The organism is Brucella sp. (assembly GCF_032066345.1).
Lineage (GTDB): Bacteria > Pseudomonadota > Alphaproteobacteria > Rhizobiales > Rhizobiaceae > Brucella > Brucella pseudogrignonensis.
In genome coordinates this window covers 225505-246608 of the sequence record NZ_DAMBKZ010000002.1, presented here as the reverse complement: position 1 = coordinate 246608, position 21104 = coordinate 225505, and the positions used below count along the sequence as shown (strand labels likewise).

Here is a 21104-nt window from a genome sequence, read left to right as displayed (position 1 = left end):
TAGGAAGGCCGATGGATCGGTACAATATGCGCTACCCACAGGAGGCAGGCTTAACAGGGTGGTCAAAGCACTTGCAAAAGGCTAAACCGGCCCCACATGACTGCCGCCGTACCGTTGCCTGAATGCCTTGTACAGAGGCGGGCAACAGACAAAAAGGGGAGCCCCAGATCAGCTCATGGCTACATTCGACGTTCTTTGCATTGGCAACGCCATTGTCGATATTATCTCGCGCACGGAAGATGCATTCCTTGAAACAAATGGCATCATCAAAGGCGCCATGAACCTGATTGATGGCGACCGGGCAGAACTGCTCTATGGCCGTATCAAAGGTCAGGTCACGGAAATGTCGGGTGGTAGTGCTGGTAATACCGCTGCAGGCGTCGCGAGCCTCGGTGGGCGTTCCGCCTTTTTTGGTAAGGTTGCAACAGACCATCTTGGCCGGGTTTTTTCCCATGATATTCGCGCACAGGGCGTAGCATTCGATACGCGCGCACTGGAAAAAGGCTCACCGACCGCCCGTTCCATGATTTTCGTAACTGCGGATGGCGAGCGTTCGATGAACACCTATCTGGGTGCCTGCGTTGAGCTTGGGCCGGAAGATGTCGAAACCTCCAAAGTTGCCGATGCCCGCGTCACTTATTTTGAAGGGTATTTGTGGGACCCGCCACGCGCCAAGGAAGCCATTGTTCTGGCTTCCAAGATTGCGCATGAGCACGGCCGTCAGGTTGCTATGACCCTGTCAGATCCATTCTGCGTTGATCGCTATCGTGATGAGTTTCTTGATCTTATGCGCAGCCGCACGGTCGATATCGTTTTCGCCAATGAAGACGAAGCCAAGTCGCTCTATCAGACCAAGTCGCTTGATGAAGCTGTTGAAGCCATCCGCAAGGATTGCCCGCTGGCAGTCGTCACACGCTCGGAAAAGGGCGCGATTGTCATCACTGCCGATCAGACGCTGCATGTGCCAGCAATTGAGATCGAAGAGCTGATCGATACCACAGGTGCGGGTGATCTTTATGCCGCCGGTTTCCTTTATGGCTACACCAAGGACCGTTCGCTTGAGGATTGCGCGCGCTTAGGCTCGCTTGCAGCCGGTATGATTATTCAGCAGATGGGACCACGTCCGCTGGTCGATCTAAAGGCTGTAGCGACGCAGGCCAAGCTTATTTGATTAGAGCATTTCCAGTAAAAGTGCGAAGCTATTTTTCTGGGATAGTGCTATAAAAACAAATAGATAGAGCGGTTTCAATGTTCAGCGTGACCTGGAACCGCTCTACTGATCAATCCGGACAATCCGGTCGCGCTTGAGTTCTTCCTCTGTGCGGCCGGGACGGCTTTTATAGACCGGTAAATTCCAGCCGAAATAAAGCGCACCGCCGCGCACGATAAAGGCTGTGAGTGCGGCAGCAAGCGCTGCAAAAATCGGATCAATCCCCAAGCGTTCCAGCACCACATAAAGACATGCACCGGCAAGAGCTGCGCTGACGTAGATTTCGCGCCGCATAAGCACGGATGGCTCGCCTGCCACCATGTCGCGCAAAATGCCGCCCAGCGTTGCCGTAAAAATGCCGGTGACGATGGCAACGGATGGCCCAAAGCCGAGTGCCAAGCCTTTGGCCGCACCCACAACCGTATAGGCTGACAAGCCGATGGCATCGAACCACAGCAAAAGCCGGTAGCGTGATTCGACCAGATGTGCCGTGAAATAGACGATGATGGCGGCAGACGTTCCTGCCAGCAGATAAAACGGCTCAACTACCCAGAAAACCGGTGAGCCCAGTACCAGATCCCGCATCGTACCTCCGCCGATGCCAGTCACGTTGGCGAGAAAGATAAAGCCGATAATATCGAGCTGACGGCGTGATGCGGCGAGAGCGCCGGTGGCAGCGAAGACGAAAACCCCTGCAAAGTTTGCAAAATCAAAGATCGTCACGCACGGCCTCCCAGCTGATAGTGTGTCGATAGTCCAATGGATAGCGGCAAAAAGAAAGAGCGGCGATGAACACGCCGCTCTTTCTCTTTGTTTTTATCGCATTATCCCACGCAAAACCGCTTCGCGCTTTTGCTGGACATGCTAATCAAGCATTGCCTTCAGGTGCCGTCTCGGGGGCAGCCTTTGGACCGCCCTTGGAAACGCCAACCATCGCCGGGCGCAGCACGCGGTCACCGATGGCGTATCCGGCCTGCATGACCTGCACGACCGTATTGGCTGGCAGATCAGGGTTAGGCACTTCAAAAATAGCCTGATGGAAGTTCGGGTCGAACTTTTCGCCTTCAGGGTTAAGCTTGGTCACGCCGTGACGCTCCAAAGCCTGAAGCATGGCGCGTTCGGTCATTTCCACACCTTCGGCAAGCGACTTGAGGTTGGCGTCGCTTTCCAGCGCGTCGGCAGGAATGGCTTCGTGTGCGCGGCTCAGATTGTCGGAAACCGAGAGCATGTCGCGGGCAAAATTGGTTACAGCATAGGTGCGTGCGTCCTGCACGTCGCGCTGTGTGCGCTTGCGCAGGTTTTCCATCTCTGCAACGAGACGCAGCATCTGATCTTTCAGTTCTGCATTGTCGGCTTCAAGTGCTGCAATGGTGTTTGCAGCCAGGCTCTCGGTGTCAACAGCTTCTTCTTCGACCTCGGCGCGTGCCTCAGCCTTGCGGCTTTTCAGAAAATCGTCGGCAGCACGCTTCAGCGCATCACGATCACGAGGATTGTTGATATCGCGCTGCTCAAGATCGGGGTTTTCGGGTGTATTCTTTTCATCAGCCATAATGCTTCTTCCGTCTTGAATAGTGTTTGGGCCGGATATCGAGTTTCGCGGCGTTAAAATCAAGGTCTAATTTCTTAGCCTTGGCAAGTCTGACACTTCATATCAGAAATTAGCGTAGCAATCGGGAGACAATCTGCGCGGTGTAATCGACCATTGGCACGATGCGGGCATAGTTGAGCCGGGTTGGTCCAATGACGCCAAGCGCACCCACAACACGCTGTTCGCTGTCACGATAAGGGGCGACCACCAGCGATGAACCGGAGAGCGAGAACAGCTTGTTCTCCGAGCCGATGAAAATCCGCACGCCGGAACCCGATTCAGCCAGATCGAGGAGCTGGATCATGCCGTCCTTGGTTTCGAGGTCGTCAAACAGGTGGCGCAGGCGTTCAATATCTTCCTGTGCATGAATGTTCTCAAGCAGGTTGGCACGACCGCGCACGATGAGGCGTGCAGGCTGGTCAGAACCCGCACCGCTCCACACTGCCAGTCCCTGTGCAACAAGTTCCTGCGAGAGCTGATCAAGTTCCTGTCTGGTTTCTTCCGACAGCTTTTCCAGCTCCGATTTCGCTTCCGACAGTGTGTGGCCATGAATATGCGCGTTGAGAAAGTTGGAAGCCTCCACCAGCTGCGAAGCGGAGATTCCAGCAGGCAGGTTCACAACGCGATTCTCGACATCGCCATTCTGCATCACCAGCACGGCAAGCGCGCGGGTCGGTTCAAGACGCACGAATTCGATATGTTTGAGGGCACCTTCGGCCTTGGTTGCAAGCACAAGGCCAGCCCCACGCGAAAGGCCCGAAAGAACCTGACTGGCTTCTGTCAGCACGCTCTCTACCGAATTGTTCATGCCTGCCGAACGCACCTGTGCCTCAATGGAGGAGCGTTCATCAGGCGGCAGGTCGCCCACTTCCATGAAAGCATCGACAAAGAAGCGCAGACCGATCTGGGTTGGCAGACGCCCGGCGGAAATATGCGGTGCATAGATGAGGCCAAGATGCTCAAGGTCGCTCATCACATTGCGAATGGTGGCTGGCGAAAGACTATGCGGCAGCAGGCGCGACAGGTTGCGCGACCCGACCGGATCGCCATCATTGAGGTAACTGTCGACGATCAGCCGGAAAATATCGCGCGACCGCTGGTCGAGTGCATTAAGCAGCTGATGTTCCGGTGACTTGATCATGGTCTCAATGCGAACCCTTTGAATTGCAGACTATAAATATAAGCGAGCAACCCGATGCGTCAAAGGGTTTGGGTTTACAGTTTCACCTCTCTCAACACCTCTGTTGTAAGATACTGCGAAATTCCTTTTCATTCGAGCGCGACAAGCCTAAAAAGCCGCAACGAAAAACGAATTGAGGAAATACGATGCGTCCATCCAAGCGCGCTGCTGATGAAATGCGTGCCGTCTCTTTTGAGCGCGGCGTCTCCAAACATGCGGAAGGCTCGTGCCTCGTCAAGTTCGGCGACACCCACGTTCTGTGCACGGCAAGCCTTGAAGAAAAGGTGCCGGGCTGGATGCGCAATTCAGGCAAGGGCTGGGTCACTGCAGAATATGGCATGTTGCCACGTTCGACCGGCGACCGTATGCGCCGTGAAGCAGCCGCTGGAAAGCAGGGTGGTCGTACGCAGGAAATCCAGCGCCTTATCGGTCGTTCGCTGCGCGCAGTGGTTGATCTTCAGGCACTTGGCGAATTCCAGATCACGGTTGACTGCGATGTCATTCAGGCGGATGGCGGCACCCGTACAGCTGCGATCACCGGCGGTTGGGTTGCCCTTTATGATTGCCTGCGCTGGATGGAAGCGCGGCAGATGATCCGCTTTGAGAAGGTGCTTAAAGATCATATTGCGGCCATTTCCTGCGGCATCCACGAAGGTCAGCCTGTGCTTGATCTCGATTATGTCGAGGATTCGGCGGCAGAAACCGACAGCAATTTCGTGATGACCGGCAAGGGCGGCATTGTCGAAATTCAGGGTACAGCTGAAGGCGCACCATTCTCGGAAGAAGAGTTTGCAGCGCTTATGAAGCTTGCACGCGGCGGCATTAATCAGCTCGTCGAGTTGCAGAAGGCAGCACTTGCCTGATAGTTAAGGCCATCTCCATGAAAGAGGTGGCCGAAAATGCAGGCATCCCGCATTCTTGAAACCGCGCTCTATGTCCGTGATGTTGCTGAGGCGATTTCGTTTTATCGCGACATCATCGGGCTTGAGCCGGTGGGCAAGGTCAGTGAACGCAATGCATTCTTCCGCTGTGGCGACGGTATTTTACTGTTGTTTAAGGCGGAAGAAACTTTGAAGCCCCCCGCGCCCGGATCGCTGCCGGTGCCACCTCATGGGACGATTGGTGCAGGGCATGTCTGTTTTGCAGCCACACGTCATGAGATTGACGACTGGTGCAGCTATCTCGAAAAGCACGGGATTGCTATCGAGTCTGATTTCGAATGGCCCAATGGTGCACGTTCGATTTATTTTCGCGATCCCTCCGGCAATTCGCTGGAATTCGCCGAACCGAAACTTTGGAATTAAGCATGATCCCAAAAAGTGGAATCCGGTTTTTTGGATAAGATCATGCGTAAAAAGGTAGAACTGAAATGCGAGTGCTTGAAAAAGGCAAACTGATCGTTGCATCGCACAATGCAGGCAAATTGCGCGAGTTTGATGGACTGATCGCCCCGTTTGGCTTTGAAGTCAGCTCTGTTGCAGCTCTCGGTCTGCCGGAGCCGGAAGAAACCGGAACGACGTTTGAGCAGAATGCCTATATCAAGGCACTTGCCGCAGCCGAAGCCACCGGCCTGCCGTCATTGTCGGATGATTCCGGCATGATGGTTGACGCGCTTGATGGCAATCCCGGCGTTTACACTGCTGACTGGGCGGAGACCGAAGACGGCACGCGCGATTTCAATATGGCGATGCAGAAGGTCGAAGATCTTCTGCAGGAAAAGGGTGCTCTCAGCCCTGCCGAGCGTAAGGCGCGCTTTGTTTCGGTTATCTGCCTTGCATGGCCGGATGGTGAAGCACAATATTATCGCGGTGAAGTGGAAGGCACATTGATCTGGCCTCCGCGCGGCGATATTGGCTTCGGTTATGATCCGGTATTCAAGCCGGAAGGCTATGAAAAGACCTTCGGCGAAATGACTGCTGACGAGAAGCACGGCTGGACGCCGGGCGACGCGTCCGCGCTTTCGCATCGTGCGCGTGCCTTCAAGCTGTTTGCGGAAAAGGCGCTCGGTGTTGTTTCGGATATGCCCGAATGAACCATCATTTTTCTCCACCTGACGCTTCAGCGAATATTCTACCAATTGCGCGCGCAGATGGAGAAACGGCGTTTGGCGTTTATTTGCACTGGCCGTTCTGTCTGGCAAAATGTCCGTATTGCGACTTTAACAGCCATGTACGCCATCAGCCGGTTGACCAGCCACGCTTCGCGGAAGCTTTCAACCGTGAGATGGACACATTGCGCGCCCGCACAGGCCCGCGCACCGTCACCAGCATCTTTCTGGGCGGCGGTACGCCGTCGCTGATGCAGCCCTCGACGGTTGGCAGCCTGCTTGATGGTATTGCGTCGCGCTGGACTGTCGCGCCCGATATTGAAGTGACACTGGAAGCCAATCCGACAAGCGTGGAAGCTGATCGTTTCCGCGGCTATCGTGCAGCGGGCGTCAATCGCGTTTCGCTTGGCATCCAGGCGCTTAACGATCCTGATCTGCGCCGTCTTGGGCGAATGCATTCGGTTGAAGAAGCCAAGGCCGCAATCCGGCTTGCGCGTGAAATTTTCCCGCGTCTGTCTTTCGATCTCATCTATGCACGTCCCAATCAGACGATTGAAGCCTGGCGCGAAGAGCTGAAAGAAGCCATCGGTCTTGCTGCCGATCATCTCTCGCTCTACCAGCTGACAATCGAAGAAGGCACACAGTTCTATAATCTCTGGAAGGCGGGCAAGCTCACCACGCCGGATCCGGATCATGCTGCCGCTCTTTATGAAGAAACGCAAAAGATCACCGCGGAACATGGTCTTCCAGCCTATGAGATTTCAAACCATGCGGTGCCGGGACGTGAATCCCAGCACAATCTGGTTTACTGGCGTTATGGGCAATATGTCGGCATCGGCCCCGGCGCGCATGGACGTTTTGTTGAAAACGGTTTGCGCACCGTCACAATGACCGAAAAGCATCCGGAAACATGGCTGGAAAAAGTGGCAAGCCACGGTCACGGTATTATCGAGGAAGAACATCTTGATGGTGAACCGCAGGGCGATGAATTTCTGATGATGGGATTGCGGTTGCGCGAAGGCATTGATCTTGCGCGTTATCAGCGTCTAACCGGCCACGATATTGACCGCAAGCGTCTTGAAAGGCTGGTCGCATCGGGCATGATCGAAAAAATGGATGGAAGCTTCATCCGTGCAACGCCGGATGGCGCGCTCGTGCTTGATGCGCTGGTGGCTGATCTGGCGGCTTAGCGCATGTCGCGGGAAAGTGGGAACCGGTTTCCCGATAACGGCATGCGGCAATAAGGATATGGAATGACGGAATTTTTGGACGAACAGAAACGCGAATTTGTTGTCGGTGGCACCGCCCAGCGTGCACGTCCGATCGAACCTGCGCTCTATATCGTCTCGACCCCGATTGGTAATCTCGGCGACATGACGCTGCGCGGGCTGGAAGTGCTTGCGAGTGCCGACATTGTGGCCTGTGAAGATACTCGCGTGACCCGCGTATTGCTCGATCGCTATGGCATTTCGCGCCGCCCGATAAGCTATCACGAACATAATGCTGCTGAGGCAGGCGCAAAGCTGATCGCAGCCCTTGAAAGCGGCAAGAGTGTTGCGCTCGTTTCAGATGCAGGCACGCCGCTTGTGTCCGATCCGGGCTTCCGCCTTGTTGGCGAGGCCCGTGAGGCAGGCATTCGTGTGGTGCCGGTGCCTGGTGCTTCCGCTCTCCTTGCGGCACTTGCTGCTTCCGGACTTCCGACTGATGCATTCATGTTTTGCGGCTTTTTGCCGGTCAAACACGGCCAGAAGACATCCAAGCTCGAAAGCCTCAAGAATATCGAAGCAACGCTTGTGTTCTATGAATCGCCTAACCGCACGGCGACAACGCTCGCCGATATGGCGGAGGTTTTTGGCGATGGTCGTGAAGCAGCCCTTTGCCGTGAGCTGACCAAAGCCTATGAAACCATCGTGACTGCACCTCTGGGTGAGTTGAAGCAGCAATTTGATGGTGAAGATCGTATTCGCGGAGAAGTCGTGTTGCTTGTTGGTCCGCCAACAGGGGAAGCCGGTCTGCAGAGCGAAGAGGATATCGACAAACTGTTGCTGTCATTGTCGCAAGAATTGCCGCCATCAAAAGCTGCAGGCGAGGCAGCAAAGATGACTGGCGGGCAGAAATCAGTGCTGTATCAGCGCCTGATGCAGTTGAAGGCGCAGGACTGATGAGTGAACTCCGCGAGAAAAAGCGTGTTGCTTTCTTTCGCGGACACAGCGCCGAGCGGCTGGCCGCGTTTGCGCTTATGCTCAAAGGTTTTCGCATCGTGGCACGGCGCTACCGCACGCGGCTTGGCGAAATCGATCTGATCGCCCGGCGCGGCAATCTTGTTCTCATTGTCGAAGTCAAAGCACGAACAAGCGTTGAAGCAGCGCAACTTGCCGTCACGCCGCAGTCCATGCGCCGTATCGAGGCGGCGGCGGATATGTGGTTGCAACGGCAAAAGGATTACGCACAGTTATCGCTGCGCTTTGACCTCGTAGCTGTTCTGCCACGTCGCTGGCCAAAACATGTTCCAGCATTTTTTACGTCGGGCAATTATAGCTAGTCACGCATCGGCCCAAAAATCGAAATCGATTTTTGGAAAGCTCGATGCGCATTTTTAGTGTTTGAGCGTCCTTTGTGTGTTCAATAGGACGCACGGCGCTCAAATGCTAATCCTACAAAAATTATGGGATATAATTTGAGGCAAACAGGAATTAAAATCCTCATAATGCCTTTTCAGAGAAAAAGTGATGCTCCGCGCGATTTGCGCACGCAAGCCCGTTTCTTATAAAATTTCGCCAGCCCGGGGATAATGCCAGCAGTCTTAAAAAGGATACTGCTGTGGCTCTCGCGTCCCAACGACTTCTTGCTGATTTTCCTGCCTTCTTCCGTGTTTCGGAAGAGGTGGTGGTTATTGTTGGCGGCGGCGAAGAAGCGCTCAACAAAGCGCGGCTCGTGGCACAGACGTCCGCTCGTTTGCGCATCATTGCACAAGAGCTTGAACCAGTCTTGGCGAGCTTCATCGAAAGCCACAGTTCGGAACATGTTTCTCAAGCTTTTAGCGCCGATCTTCTTGAAGGTGCGAAGCTGGTTTTTGTCGCCACGGGTGATGAAGATCAGGATCGCGCCATTGCAGCATCGGCCAAAGCGCTGAAAATTCCAGTCAACGTTGTCGACCGTCCTGCGCTCTGCGATTTCCTGACCCCTGCCATCGTGAACCGCGCGCCGATTGCAATTGCGATTGGCACCGAAGGCTCGGCCCCTGTGCTGGCACAGATGGTGCGTGCGCGCATTGATGCGGCCTTCTCGCCACGCCTTGGTGAGCTTGCGCATTATGCCGAAAGTTGGCGTCCGCTGGTCGAAAAGCTTTTGCCAAAAGGTCTGGCGCGCCGCAGTTTCTGGCGTGGGTTCTTCTCCGGCTCCGTAGCGCGTGCTGTTGAAAACGGTGATCGCGAAGAAGCATACAAAGCTGCAAATGAATTAATCGAGCAAAGAGAACATGCTGCCGGTTATGTCTGGCTCGTTGGTGCTGGTCCGGGTGCAGAAGATCTGCTGACTCTGCGCGCACATCGCGTTCTGATGGAAGCAGACGTGATTGTGCATGACGCACTGGTGCCGGAAGGCGTGATTGCCATGGGGCGTCGCGATGCGGAGCGTCTTTCGGTCGGCAAGCGCAAGGGATGCCATTCCAAGAGCCAGAACGAGATCAATGATCTGCTCGTTAGCCTTGGTCGAGAAGGCAAGCGCGTGGTGCGTCTGAAAGCGGGCGATCCGCTGGTCTTTGGCCGTGCGGGCGAAGAAATGGCAGCATTGCGTTCAGCTGGTATCGGCTTTGAAATCGTGCCGGGCATCACGTCTGCTTTCGCTGCTGCTGCCGATATGGAACTGCCGCTCACCTTGCGTGGTGTGGCCTCCTCGCTGGTATTCACGACGGGCCACGACATGGCAGGCGATGTGCTGCCGGGCTGGGCCAAGCTTGCCGTCTCCGGTGCAACGATTGCCGTCTATATGGGCTCAAGCGTTGCAGCCTCGGTTGCCAGCCGTTTGATCTCTGCCGGTCTGCATGAAGATACGGCTGTCGCGGTTGTTGAGAATGCCAGCCGCAAGGATAAGCGGCTGTTTCATGGAACATTGAAAGATCTGCCGTCTCTGGAAGAGCGCAAAGAACTCTCCGGTCCGGTCATGGTCATCATCGGCGATGCTGTTGCAGGCGCCGCTATCGACAAAGCGCAGGCGCTGGCGGTTAGACCCGTTGCAGTCGCGGCTTAAATCAGGAGTCGGAAAAATGGTTGTAAAAGTTCTCACTGCAAACCGGCTCATCGATGGACAGGCTGTGTGGCTTGGCGCTGACGGATCATGGCAGGAAACCATCGATGGTGCGTTGGTTGCCCGTCACGCAGAAGCCGTCAGCGCACTTGAAGAAGCTGGCAAGGTGGCAGCAAAAGCCAATCTGGTTGTCGACGTGAATGTCATCGATGTCGAAGAGCGCGACGAAGGGCTTTATCCCATTCGCCTGCGCGAACGTATCCGACTCTCCGGTCCCACCATCATTACGCTTGGTCAACCAGCGTTAAAGCAAGCCTCCTGATCTGAATATCGGAAGTAAATATGTATCGTTATGATGAATTTGACCGCGACTTTGTTGCGGCCCGCGTTGCACAGTTCAAGGATCAGGTTGGGCGTCGCCTTTCTGGCGAATTGACGGAAGACCAGTTCAAGCCTTTGCGGCTGATGAACGGTCTTTATCTGCAATTACATGCCTATATGCTGCGTGTTGCGATCCCCTATGGCACATTGTCGAGCCGCCAGCTGCGCAGGCTTGGCTCCATTGCGCGGGATTATGACCGTGGCTTCGCGCATTTCACGACGCGTCAGAACATCCAGTACAACTGGCCAGCACTGAAAGACGTGCCGCAAATTCTCGAAGAGCTTGCGGGAGTCGAAATGCATGCAATCCAGACTTCAGGCAATTGCATTCGCAATGTGACGGCTGATCATTTTGCTGGCGCTGCGCATGATGAAGTAGCCGATCCGCGCCCGCTGGCAGAAATTCTGCGCCAGTGGTCGTCGCTGCATCCGGAGTTTTCCTATCTCCCACGCAAGTTCAAGATTGCGATTGTCGGTTCTGAGCATGATCGTGCGGCCATTCAGGTGCACGACATTGGCCTGCAGCTGAAGAAGAACGAAGCAGGCGAACTCGGTCTCGCCGTCTACATCGGTGGTGGGCAGGGGCGCACGCCGATGATTGCCAAGAAAATCCGCGATTTTCTGCCGCTTGAGGACATGCTGACCTATGTGACGGCTATCGTCCGCGTCTATAATCTCTATGGACGCCGCGATAACAAATATAAGGCACGCATCAAAATCCTCGTTCATGAAACCGGTGTTGAGCCGCTGGTACAAGAGATTGATGCTGAGTGGGAACAGATCCGTTACGGTGATCTGAAACTGCCGCAGCGCGATATTGATGCGATTGAAAGCTATTTCCGGATGCCGGATCTGCCGCAGCGTCCCGAAGGCTGGGAAATTCTGGCGGTCACGCAGAAATCCGACGCAGATTTTGCGGCATGGACCAAGCGCAATGTTACGCCACACAAGAACCCGGATTATGCCGTTGTCACGATTTCGCTGAAACCCATCGGCGGGATCCCGGGCGATGCCAGTGCGGAGCAGATGGAACTGGTGGCGGATATTGCCGAGACCTATTCTTTCGATGAAATCCGCGTCAGCCATGAGCAGAATCTGGTTCTGCCGCATGTGGCCAAGGCCGACCTCCCGGCGGTCTATGATCTGCTTCAATCAGATGGTCTGGTTACGGCCAATGCCGGTCTGATTACCGACATCATCGCATGTCCCGGCCTTGACTATTGCGCGCTTGCCAATGCGCGTTCGATCCCGGTTGCGCAGCGCATTTCTGAGCGTTTCGGCGATCAGCAGCGCCAGCTTGAAATCGGCGATCTCAAGATCAAGATTTCCGGCTGCATCAATGCCTGCGGTCATCACCATGTCGGCCATATCGGTATTCTTGGCGTCGAGAAAAAGGGCGAGGAGCTTTACCAGATCACGCTTGGTGGTTCGGGTGACGAGCATTCGTCGATTGGCGACATCACCGGACGTGGATTTTCTTCTGAAGAAGTGGTCGATGCGATTGAAACCGTGGTCGATACCTATCTCGGTTTGCGCGCAAACAATGAAGAGACTTTCCTTGCTGCCTATCGTCGGGTTGGCATGGAGCCGTTCAAACGTGCGCTTTATGGAGAAGTGAGCCGTGCGGCCTGACATTGATCCCAATTCAGATCTGAGTGCAGATCAGAGGGCGGAAGCGCAAGCCCGTCTTTTGGAGGGAAGCCATGGGGCTTCCTCTCCGCAAGAGGTGATTGCGCTCAGCACGCGCGAACTCTTTGATGGGGGAATTGCAGTCGTTTCATCATTCGGTGCTGAATCGGCTGTGCTGTTGCACATGATTTCCGAGATCGATCCGGCAACGCCGGTTCTGTTTCTCGACACGGGCAAGCATTTCCGCGCAACGCTCGATTATCGGCATGATCTCGTGGATCGGTTGGGTCTTCTCGATGTGCAGGATATCTTGCCGCTTGAGGAAAACGTGAAAGCCGATGATCCGTTCGGCGCTTTGTCGATGACCGACAAGGACCGCTGTTGCTTCATTCGCAAGGTGGAACCGATGGCGCGCGCTGTCTCCCCCTATCGTGCGTGGATGACCGGCCGGAAGCAGTTTCAGGCTTCGACCCGTAATGCTTTGCCGGTTTTTGAATCGGTCGGCCCGCGTATTCGCATCAATCCGCTAGCGCATATGAGTGCGGAAGATTTGCGTGCCTATGCGCGTGTGCACGATCTCCCCGTCCACCCGCTGACAGAGCAGGGATATCGGTCAATCGGCTGTATGCCCTGCACACGACCTGTAAGCGATGACGAAGATCAGCGTGCCGGACGTTGGGCCGGATCGGAAAAGACCGAATGCGGCATCCATCTGACGGGCCTTGCCGATAGCCTAAAGCGCATCCCGAAAAGTGTGTAGCGGTTTTCGGGTAAGATGCGTGGGAAAAAAAGCAATATAGGGGTTTGGGCCAGAAATGAGTGAGACAACAGCTGAAACGAAGCTCTGGTCTGAGCAAGGCTTTCGTGAAGACGACTATATTTTTGCCGACGATCTGGAAATCGCGGGGGATGCGCCCGCAATTATCATTCCTTTGGCCGTCTGGCTGGGACTTGATGAGGAGAAACGCCGCTCTTCCAATCGCCGTATCGGTGTGTCGGTAACATCGGGTGAGAAGATCGAGCCACTGCTTGATCATCTGGCAGGCTTGCCGGTCATTGCCTTAGAGTTTCCGGCGTTCAACGATGGCCGCTCTTATTCAAAAGCCGAAGTTCTGCGTCGTGCAGGTTTTGAAGGCGAATTGCGTGCAACAGGCGACGTGCTGATCGATCAGGCAGCGCTTATGCTGCGCACTGGTTTTGACAGCCTTCAGGTGACAAACAAGGTCGCCCAAACCCGCCTTGGCGAGCAGCGTCTTGTGGATACACCCGGATATTATCAGCCCGGCCGTGGTTCGGTGCAGCAGGAGGGCGGGTTCGCCTGGCGTCGGGTAAAGGCAGGCTAATTCTTAGCAATCACCTTTTTGTGGTTTTGCTTGTTCGCTTGATGGGGTAGATACGCGTCAAAGCATTTCCAGCAAAAGTGCGAAGCGGTTTTGCGTCGGATAATGCGTCACAAAAAAAGATAGAGCGGTCAAAGGTTTCATAGTGACCCGAACCGCTCTGGATTTGGAGACGAGACGTGATCCGCCACATTGTTTTCTTCAGCGTCAAGCCAGATCAGGACATCGATGTCGTCCGCAAGGGCTTGGAGCAGTTGGGCACCATTCCTTATTCTGACGTGTTTGAAGTTCTGCCGAATTCCAAGGTCGATCCGATGGGCAACGCGATTGATCTTGTTGTCTATGCGGAGTTCAAGGATGAAGAAGCGCTTTTCGCTTACAAAAATCATCCGACCTATGACGCGTCCACGCAATATGTGCGTCCTATGCGTGAGCTGCGCTTCTCCGCTGATGTCGTGACCGACAAGGGCTGATTATTCAGCCTCTGGTCGTGCCTGCAAAGGCAGGCCGCCGAACAAATCCGGCTCTAGCGATGTTCTCGCGCGTTCGATGTTGAGCAGGCGTAGCTTGGTCGCCGTGCCACCCGCAGCCGAAAAACCGCCAACCTTGCCATTGGAGCCCAAAACCCGATGGCAGGGGACAATGATCGGAAACGGATTTTTGCCAAGCGCGTAGCCCACTGCCTGAGAAAGACTGACATCGCCAAGCCTGCGCGCGATTGCGCCGTATGTGATGGTCTCGCCCGCTTTCAACTCGAGAAGGATTTCATAGACCTGTCTGTTGAGGTCTGGCACCGAATCAAGCGCCAGCGGGGTTTGCGAGAAATCCGGATCGCCGCCATCAAGCAGCACGCGAACCTTGTCTATCGCTTCGCTGACATAGGTGGGTGGGTTCAATGCTTCCGTGTCCGAAAAGCGTGACTGAAGCCGATAGCGCGTTTCGTTTTCGTCGGCATCACCGATCTCCACGCCGATAATTTTACCGGCATGCCAGGCGATCCCGCAGGGGCCAATAGCTGTGTCGAAAGTGCTGATGCCAGTCGAATCCATGAGCGGTAATATAGCACCATCTTCGCGGCTTTGCGGCAACGACTCTGTGATCAGTCGCAACAATTGCAGCGAAATGGTTGAAGAACGGCGAAAATAGTGATTGTGTGAGAACAACCCGCCATGGAACATGACAGCTGGTCATGTCTTCAAATGGCCAAATGATTGAGAGATATCTTCCGTCGCGTATTTGATGTGATCGGAACGAGGAAATTTAGATGGACGATTACGAACGCTATGCCACAGGGCTGATGATCGTTTTTGGTGCGCTGATTGTCGGTGCGCTGATGGCGGCCAATCTTTACCACGGCGACAAGCCCGGTTTCCTTTTCGCGCTGGGTGCGGCGGTGGTGGGCTGGTTCTCTGCTTTTGCCGTGCTTTTCGACAAGCCTCGCGTTTATGGCGTGATGATCGCTGTAGCCATCGGCCTGGTCGCAGCTTCGATCGGCGCTTTCGTAACCTGATTTTCGCGACATATCGTTATGAAAAAGCCCCGGATTTCCGGGGCTTTATTATTTTATTGCATGTCTTCATTCCAAAGCCGGTATCACCGTTTGGAAGACGTGCTTTAAATATAAGGCGAATAGCACTGGCGACGTGGGCCGTAATTGGGCTGGAACGTATTGTCGTAAGCCCGATATGACCGATAACGGTTATAGCACCAGCGTACATGCGCATTGCCACCGCCGCGATATATCGGGGCAGGGCGATAACGCGGTGGGTGATGACGATAGCGTGGTGGTGGCCCCCAATTCCGGTAGTGCGGCCTGTAGTGCCTATAGCCATCGCGATATCGTGGATGATGGTGACGCCAGCCACGTCTATCTCCACGATAGTCGTAATATTGAACATTTTCGACCGGTGCCTGTGCACCATGGCTGACGGCGGGGGCTATCAGTGCTGTCGGTTGCGCTGCATTGGCGCTAGCGGTTATGGCAGGTACGCCTATGCCAAGTGACAGACACGCTGCGAAGAAGGAAGATGCAAATCTCTTCATTGGTTTCTCCCTAATAAAGTGGCTTTGTTATCAACGTCCCTAAGGCGATTTTGATCCCGCATTGTGGCGGGTAGGTGGCTGGGAAAACTCACTTTTTCTTCGCGCTGGCAACAGTTGGGTGAAGGCGCGAACAGCGATCGAAATTACTCTATCAGAATTGACATAAAGATATGTTTATGTCATTAAGCGGATCTTGTGCGCTACGCGTTCGCTAAGAGCGATCAAACGTGCGCTCAATAAGGCAATCTGCGCATCGCATTTTCAGAAAATCCTTTGCGGATTTCGGGCGGTGCTGTAGCGATGAAGCGTATTGGAGTGCATCCCGAGAAGTGTGAAACGGTTTTCGGAACAAGATGTGCGTTGAACAAATAGATAGAGCTTTCCAACGACCCAAAATAAACTGGGAATGCTCTATAATACAGGCGGTAATCCCCTATGACGTCTTCCCTCGATAATCTTTTTGGTTCAACGGCAGCAAAGCCGGACGGTTCGGAAGTGCTTGCAGCACTGACCAAAGCCGCAAGTGAGCGCATTCTGATTCTCGACGGGGCCATGGGTACGCAGATCCAGGGCCTGGGCTTTCACGAAGAGCATTTTCGCGGTGAGCGTTTCGGTTCCTGCGATTGCCAGCTTCAGGGCAACAACGATCTTCTCACACTAACCCAGCCAAAGGCGATTGAAGAAATTCATTATGCCTATGCTATGGCCGGGGCCGACATTCTCGAAACCAACACATTCTCATCGACGACCATCGCGCAGGCCGATTACGGTATGGAAGATGCCGTCTATGAGCTGAACCGTGATGGCGCGCGCCTAGCCCGTCGCGCAGCAATCCGTGCGCAACAGAAAGATGGTCGCCGCCGCTTTGTTGCAGGTGCGTTGGGGCCAACAAACCGTACCGCTTCGCTGTCGCCGGATGTCAACAATCCCGGTTATCGTGCCGTCACATTTGACGATCTGCGCATTGCCTATGCCGACCAGATCCGCGGGCTGATCGATGGTGGCTCCGACATTATTCTCATTGAGACGATCTTCGATACGCTGAACGCCAAGGCAGCTGTCTTTGCGGCTGAAGAAGTGTTCATTGAGAAGGGCGTGCATCTGCCGGTGATGATTTCCGGCACGATCACCGATCTTTCGGGCCGCACGCTTTCTGGTCAGACGCCAACGGCGTTCTGGTATTCGCTGCGCCATGCCAAGCCTTTCACCATCGGGCTCAATTGCGCGCTCGGTGCCAATGCAATGCGCGAACATCTCGCGGAAATCGCTGGCATTGCCGATACATTTGTCTGCGCCTATCCGAATGCTGGCCTGCCAAACGAGTTCGGCCAGTATGACGAAAGCCCGGAAGCTATGGCAGCCCAAATCGAGGACTTTGCACGCGAAGGCCTCGTCAATGTGGTGGGCGGTTGCTGTGGTTCGACGCCGGAGCATATCCGTGCAATAGCCGCTGCTGTCGCCAAGCATCCACCGCGCAAGCCGGTCAAGGTGCCGCCGCTGATGCGTCTGTCGGGCCTTGAGCCATTCACGCTGACCAAGGATATTCCTTTCGTCAATGTCGGCGAACGGACGAACGTTACCGGCTCCGCCCGTTTCCGTAAGCTCATTAAGGCTGGCGATTATTCGACAGCGCTTGATGTGGCGCGTGATCAGGTGGAAAACGGCGCACAGATCATCGACATCAACATGGATGAAGGTCTGATCGACAGCCAGAAGATCATGGTTGAATATCTCAACCTGATCGCGGCAGAGCCGGATATCGCGCGCGTTCCGGTAATGATCGACAGCTCCAAGTGGGACGTGATCGAAGCTGGCCTGAAATGCGTTCAGGGCAAGCCGATCGTCAACTCGATTTCGCTCAAAGAAGGCGAAGAAGCCTTCCTGCATCATGCGCGTCTGGTGCGTGCCTATGGTGCTGCAGTTGTCATCATGGCATTTGACGAAACGGGACAGGCCGACACGGAAGAGCGCAAGGTCGAAATCTGTACCCGCGCTTACAAGATTCTGACCGAGCAGGTTGGCTTCCCGCCGGAAGACATCATCTTCGATCCGAATGTCTTTGCGGTCGCGACCGGCATTGACGAGCATAATAATTACGGTGTCGATTTCATCGAAGCCACGCGCAAGATCACCGAAACACTGCCGCACGTCCATATTTCGGGCGGGGTATCAAACCTGTCCTTCTCGTTCCGCGGTAATGAGCCGGTGCGCGAAGCGATGCACGCTGTCTTCCTTTATCATGCCATTCAGGTTGGCATGGATATGGGTATCGTCAATGCCGGCCAGCTGGCGGTCTATGACACGATTGATCCAGAACTGCGTGAAGCCTGCGAAGATGTGGTGCTGAACCGTCGCGATGATGCGACCGAACGGCTGCTCGAAATTGCAGAACGTTTCCGTGACAGCGGCACCAAGGAAGCCAAGGCGCAGGATCTGAGCTGGCGCGAATGGCCGGTTGAAAAGCGGCTTGCTCATGCGCTGGTCAACGGCATTACTGAATATATCGAAGCAGATACCGAAGAAGCGCGTCAGGCGGCTGCGCGTCCGCTGCATGTCATCGAAGGCCCGCTGATGGCTGGTATGAATGTGGTGGGTGATCTGTTCGGCTCAGGTAAAATGTTCTTGCCGCAGGTGGTCAAGTCCGCCCGCGTGATGAAGCAGGCTGTTGCTGTGCTTCTGCCCTACATGGAAGAAGAAAAGCGCCAGAACGGCGGTGAAGGTCGCCAGAGTGCCGGTAAGGTACTGATGGCCACTGTGAAGGGCGACGTTCACGACATCGGCAAAAACATTGTCGGCGTGGTTCTCGCCTGTAACAATTACGAGATCATCGATCTTGGCGTGATGGTGCCGACGCAGAAAATTCTCGATACGGCACGCGCTGAAAATGTCGATGTTATCGGCCTCTCCGGCCTCATCACACCATCGCTCGATGAGATGGTGCATGTGGCTGCTGAAATGGAGCGTGAAGGCTTCAACGTGCCGCTGCTGATCGGTGGCGCTACGACCAGCCGTGTGCATACTGCGGTGAAAATCCATCCGCGTTATGAGCAGGGACAGGCGGTCTACGTGATCGATGCCAGCCGTGCGGTGGGTGTTGTTTCCAATCTGTTGTCGCCTGAAAACAAGGGCGCTTATGTTGATGGCATCCGTGAGGAATATGCCAAGGTTGCGGCGGCTCACGCCCGCAATGAGGCAGAAAAGAAGCGTCTGCCATTGGCTCGTGCGCGTGAAAATGCCCACAAGCTGGACTGGGACGCCTACATACCACCAAAGCCGACATTCCTTGGCACCAAAACATTCGAGAACTACGATCTCGCAGAGATTGCGCGCTATATCGACTGGACGCCATTCTTCCAGACATGGGAGATGAAGGGCCGTTACCCGGCTATTCTTGAAGATGAAAAGCAGGGTGAGGCAGCGCGTCAGCTTTGGGCGGATGCGCAGGCTATGCTCACAAAGATCATCGATGAGAAGTGGTTTGCGCCGCGTGGCATAATCGGCTTCTGGCCTGCCAATACGGTGGGCGACGATATTCGTCTCTTCACCGATGAAAGCCGCAAGGAAGAACTCGCAACTTTCTTCACGCTGCGTCAGCAATTGTCCAAGCGTGATGGTCGTCCGAATGTCGCTATGTCCGATTTTGTTGCGCCAGCCGATAGCGGCAAGCAGGACTATGTCGGTGGCTTCGTCGTCACGGCGGGTATCGAGGAAGTGGCAATTGCCGAACGTTTCGAGCGGGCCAATGACGATTACTCGTCCATTCTCGTGAAGGCACTGGCTGACCGCTTCGCAGAAGCCTTTGCCGAACTGATGCATCAGCGCGTTCGCAACGAGTTCTGGGGCTATGCGCCGGGCGAGGAGCTTACGAATGACGATCTGATCCACGAGCGTTATGCAGGTATCCGTCCGGCACCGGGTTATCCGGCGCAGCCTGACCACACCGAAAAGAAGACCTTGTTCGAACTACTGGATGCTACAGCGCAAACCGGCGTCGAATTGACGGAAAGCTATTCCATGTGGCCGGGTTCGTCCGTGTCTGGCCTTTATATCGGCCATCCGGAAAGCTATTATTTCGGCGTTGCCAAGGTCGAGCGTGATCAGGTCGAAGATTACGCGAACCGCAAGGGCATGAGCGTTGAGGAGGTCGAGCGCTGGCTTGGGCCGATCCTCAACTACATTCCCGGTCAGGCACCGGAGCCGGTTGAAGCTGCTGCATAAATAGTTGCTAAATTACGCTCATATAAAAGCCTCGCATTGCGGGGCTTTTATACTTAATTTACTAAAATTATATTCAATATGAATAAGTATGTGTTTTGTAAAAAGGCCGGATTATCCTGAAATCATTATCGGTGGATGCCCCTGGAATCATGTGTTATGTAATACAGGTGGCTCACGGTTTGGTGGTCGATGATTTGAATTCCCGGATTCCGGCGCCATAGAATCCTTCAAAGTTTATATTTGTTTTTCTGGCAATGTACTGATGCCGGAGTGTGCCTGATTGCTGCGGTTTTCAGAGTAAATATTGCTTCATAGGAACAATGTTGGGATTTATGCAATGAAATGGGAAGATTTATACGAACGAATACAAATATCCGACAACGCAGATAATTCATTTGAACACGTTTGTTCTTATGCGGAAGCAATCGGGTTTCAGTATGTTTCCTACGTTATGTGTGTGCCCTCATTGAACAGTGTCGCGCGGTGGTTGCGTTTTGAAACATTGCCGGAAGGCTGGCGGGAGCATTATGCCGCAAAAAAATATGCCGAAATCGACCCAATCCTTAAGCGCGGGATGAACAGCATAGATCCGCTCGTTTGGTCGGCACGACAGTTTGCCGATGCTCCGCAAATATGGGCGGACGCACAAGGCTTTGGCTTGAGGGCAGGTATTTCTCAGCCGTGCTGGGCCGCGCAGGGTGTCTTTGGCGTACTCACATTCCTTCGCGATAAACCAGCTTTGTCAGATGGCGAAGTTTCGATGCTGCGTCGGCAGTTGCAGATTGTGACCAACCTTCTGCATCTTGCTATGTACGAGCATCTTGATGTTCCGAGCATCAATTGTGTGGCAGAGGTTAATCTCACAGCGCGTGAACGCGAAATCCTGCGCTGGACCAGCGAAGGCAAGACTGCCGAGATCATTGGCACAATTCTCAATATCTCGACCCGGACGGTGAATTTCCATATCAGCAACGTCCTCACCAAACTCGTTGCGGTCAACAAGGTGCAGGCCGTCGCCAAGGCGCGTACTTTCGGCCTTCTTTAGCGCCGATCATTTCTTCGACGGTATGTCTCGAAGGATGCTCCAGCTCTTGTTAGACAAAAGTTTTACCCCTGCAAATTTAGCTTAATACCACAATTTTAGTAGTATTTTCCGTAACTTGGGCGAAAGTCGGGCTTTTCGATTTGGCGCAAGTTTCTTCCTCCATCTGGCTTAAAACAGG

General features: G+C 54.4%; 21 protein-coding genes. 16 read left to right on the top strand and 5 right to left on the bottom strand.

Annotation, left to right across the window (positions count from 1 at the left end):
• Positions 1-175 precede the first annotated feature (175 nt).
• On the top strand, positions 176-1171 hold the full coding sequence (locus RT142_RS03695; protein ID WP_007873304.1) for an adenosine kinase: 996 nt from the start codon (positions 176-178) through the stop codon (positions 1169-1171).
• A gap of 102 nt (positions 1172-1273) precedes the next feature.
• Here RT142_RS03695 and RT142_RS03690 read toward each other — a convergent pair whose 3' ends face one another.
• The 3 genes from RT142_RS03690 to hrcA form a co-directional block, all read right to left on the bottom strand.
• Complete coding sequence (locus tag RT142_RS03690; RefSeq protein WP_105518082.1) at positions 1274-1933, bottom strand: trimeric intracellular cation channel family protein; 660 nt, start codon at positions 1931-1933, stop codon at positions 1274-1276.
• 145 nt (positions 1934-2078) lie between these two features.
• The gene (gene grpE / locus RT142_RS03685; RefSeq protein ID WP_313027428.1) at positions 2079-2759 is read right to left on the bottom strand and encodes a nucleotide exchange factor GrpE; all 681 of its coding nucleotides are present in this window, start codon (positions 2757-2759) and stop codon (positions 2079-2081) included.
• Between the two features lie 109 nt (positions 2760-2868).
• Positions 2869-3939, bottom strand: a complete 1071-nt coding sequence (gene hrcA, locus RT142_RS03680; RefSeq protein ID WP_007873309.1) for a heat-inducible transcriptional repressor HrcA — start codon at positions 3937-3939, stop codon at positions 2869-2871.
• Between the two features lie 185 nt (positions 3940-4124).
• Between hrcA and rph the strand changes: the two genes are divergently transcribed.
• The 12 genes from rph (at position 4125) to RT142_RS03620 (ending at position 14093) form a co-directional block, all read left to right on the top strand.
• Positions 4125-4841 (top strand): ribonuclease PH, encoded by a 717-nt coding sequence (gene rph, locus RT142_RS03675; protein WP_007873310.1) that lies wholly within the window; start codon positions 4125-4127, stop codon positions 4839-4841.
• A gap of 36 nt (positions 4842-4877) precedes the next feature.
• Complete coding sequence (locus RT142_RS03670; protein ID WP_112804620.1) at positions 4878-5282, top strand: VOC family protein; 405 nt, start codon at positions 4878-4880, stop codon at positions 5280-5282.
• A 65-nt stretch (positions 5283-5347) separates the two neighbouring features.
• On the top strand, positions 5348-6010 hold the full coding sequence (gene rdgB / locus RT142_RS03665; protein WP_112804621.1) for an RdgB/HAM1 family non-canonical purine NTP pyrophosphatase: 663 nt from the start codon (positions 5348-5350) through the stop codon (positions 6008-6010).
• Positions 6007-7215, top strand: a complete 1209-nt coding sequence (hemW, locus tag RT142_RS03660; protein ID WP_079211420.1) for a radical SAM family heme chaperone HemW — start codon at positions 6007-6009, stop codon at positions 7213-7215. The genes rdgB and hemW overlap by 4 nt, the downstream gene beginning before the upstream one ends.
• A gap of 63 nt (positions 7216-7278) precedes the next feature.
• Complete coding sequence (rsmI, locus tag RT142_RS03655; RefSeq protein ID WP_112804622.1) at positions 7279-8187, top strand: 16S rRNA (cytidine(1402)-2'-O)-methyltransferase; 909 nt, start codon at positions 7279-7281, stop codon at positions 8185-8187.
• Positions 8187-8567: a YraN family protein gene (locus RT142_RS03650; protein WP_007873319.1), complete on the top strand. Its 381-nt coding sequence runs from the start codon at positions 8187-8189 to the stop codon at positions 8565-8567. The genes rsmI and RT142_RS03650 overlap by 1 nt, the downstream gene beginning before the upstream one ends.
• Before the next feature lie 278 nt (positions 8568-8845).
• Positions 8846-10273 (top strand): siroheme synthase CysG, encoded by a 1428-nt coding sequence (gene cysG / locus RT142_RS03645; RefSeq protein ID WP_079211423.1) that lies wholly within the window; start codon positions 8846-8848, stop codon positions 10271-10273.
• A 16-nt stretch (positions 10274-10289) separates the two neighbouring features.
• Positions 10290-10592 (top strand): DUF2849 domain-containing protein, encoded by a 303-nt coding sequence (locus RT142_RS03640; RefSeq protein ID WP_095445930.1) that lies wholly within the window; start codon positions 10290-10292, stop codon positions 10590-10592.
• A 20-nt stretch (positions 10593-10612) separates the two neighbouring features.
• Positions 10613-12283: a nitrite/sulfite reductase gene (locus RT142_RS03635; RefSeq protein WP_007873324.1), complete on the top strand. Its 1671-nt coding sequence runs from the start codon at positions 10613-10615 to the stop codon at positions 12281-12283.
• Between the two features lies 1 nt (position 12284).
• Positions 12285-13040, top strand: coding sequence for a phosphoadenylyl-sulfate reductase (locus RT142_RS03630; RefSeq protein ID WP_113158950.1), 756 nt, complete (start codon positions 12285-12287; stop codon positions 13038-13040).
• A 55-nt stretch (positions 13041-13095) separates the two neighbouring features.
• On the top strand, positions 13096-13623 hold the full coding sequence (locus tag RT142_RS03625; protein WP_113158850.1) for a DUF934 domain-containing protein: 528 nt from the start codon (positions 13096-13098) through the stop codon (positions 13621-13623).
• Positions 13624-13799: 176 nt separating this feature from the next.
• Positions 13800-14093, top strand: a complete 294-nt coding sequence (locus RT142_RS03620) for a Dabb family protein (protein ID WP_007873331.1) — start codon at positions 13800-13802, stop codon at positions 14091-14093.
• Here RT142_RS03620 and RT142_RS03615 read toward each other — a convergent pair whose 3' ends face one another.
• Complete coding sequence (locus RT142_RS03615; protein ID WP_007873332.1) at positions 14094-14669, bottom strand: methylated-DNA--[protein]-cysteine S-methyltransferase; 576 nt, start codon at positions 14667-14669, stop codon at positions 14094-14096.
• Positions 14670-14884: 215 nt separating this feature from the next.
• On the opposite strand from RT142_RS03615, the gene RT142_RS03610 reads away from it, so the two are divergent.
• Positions 14885-15130: a hypothetical protein gene (locus tag RT142_RS03610; protein ID WP_007873334.1), complete on the top strand. Its 246-nt coding sequence runs from the start codon at positions 14885-14887 to the stop codon at positions 15128-15130.
• Between the two features lie 104 nt (positions 15131-15234).
• On the opposite strand, the gene RT142_RS03605 is transcribed toward RT142_RS03610, so the two are convergent.
• On the bottom strand, positions 15235-15663 hold the full coding sequence (locus RT142_RS03605) for a BA14K family protein (protein ID WP_007873336.1): 429 nt from the start codon (positions 15661-15663) through the stop codon (positions 15235-15237).
• 435 nt (positions 15664-16098) lie between these two features.
• Here RT142_RS03605 and metH point away from each other — a divergent pair, with 435 nt between their 5' ends.
• Positions 16099-19881, top strand: coding sequence for a methionine synthase (metH, locus tag RT142_RS03600; protein WP_313027414.1), 3783 nt, complete (start codon positions 16099-16101; stop codon positions 19879-19881).
• 337 nt (positions 19882-20218) lie between these two features.
• A complete protein-coding gene (locus RT142_RS03595; RefSeq protein WP_313027412.1) occupies positions 20219-20926 on the top strand; it encodes a LuxR family transcriptional regulator in 708 nt (235 codons plus the stop codon).
• Positions 20927-21104 lie beyond the last annotated feature (178 nt).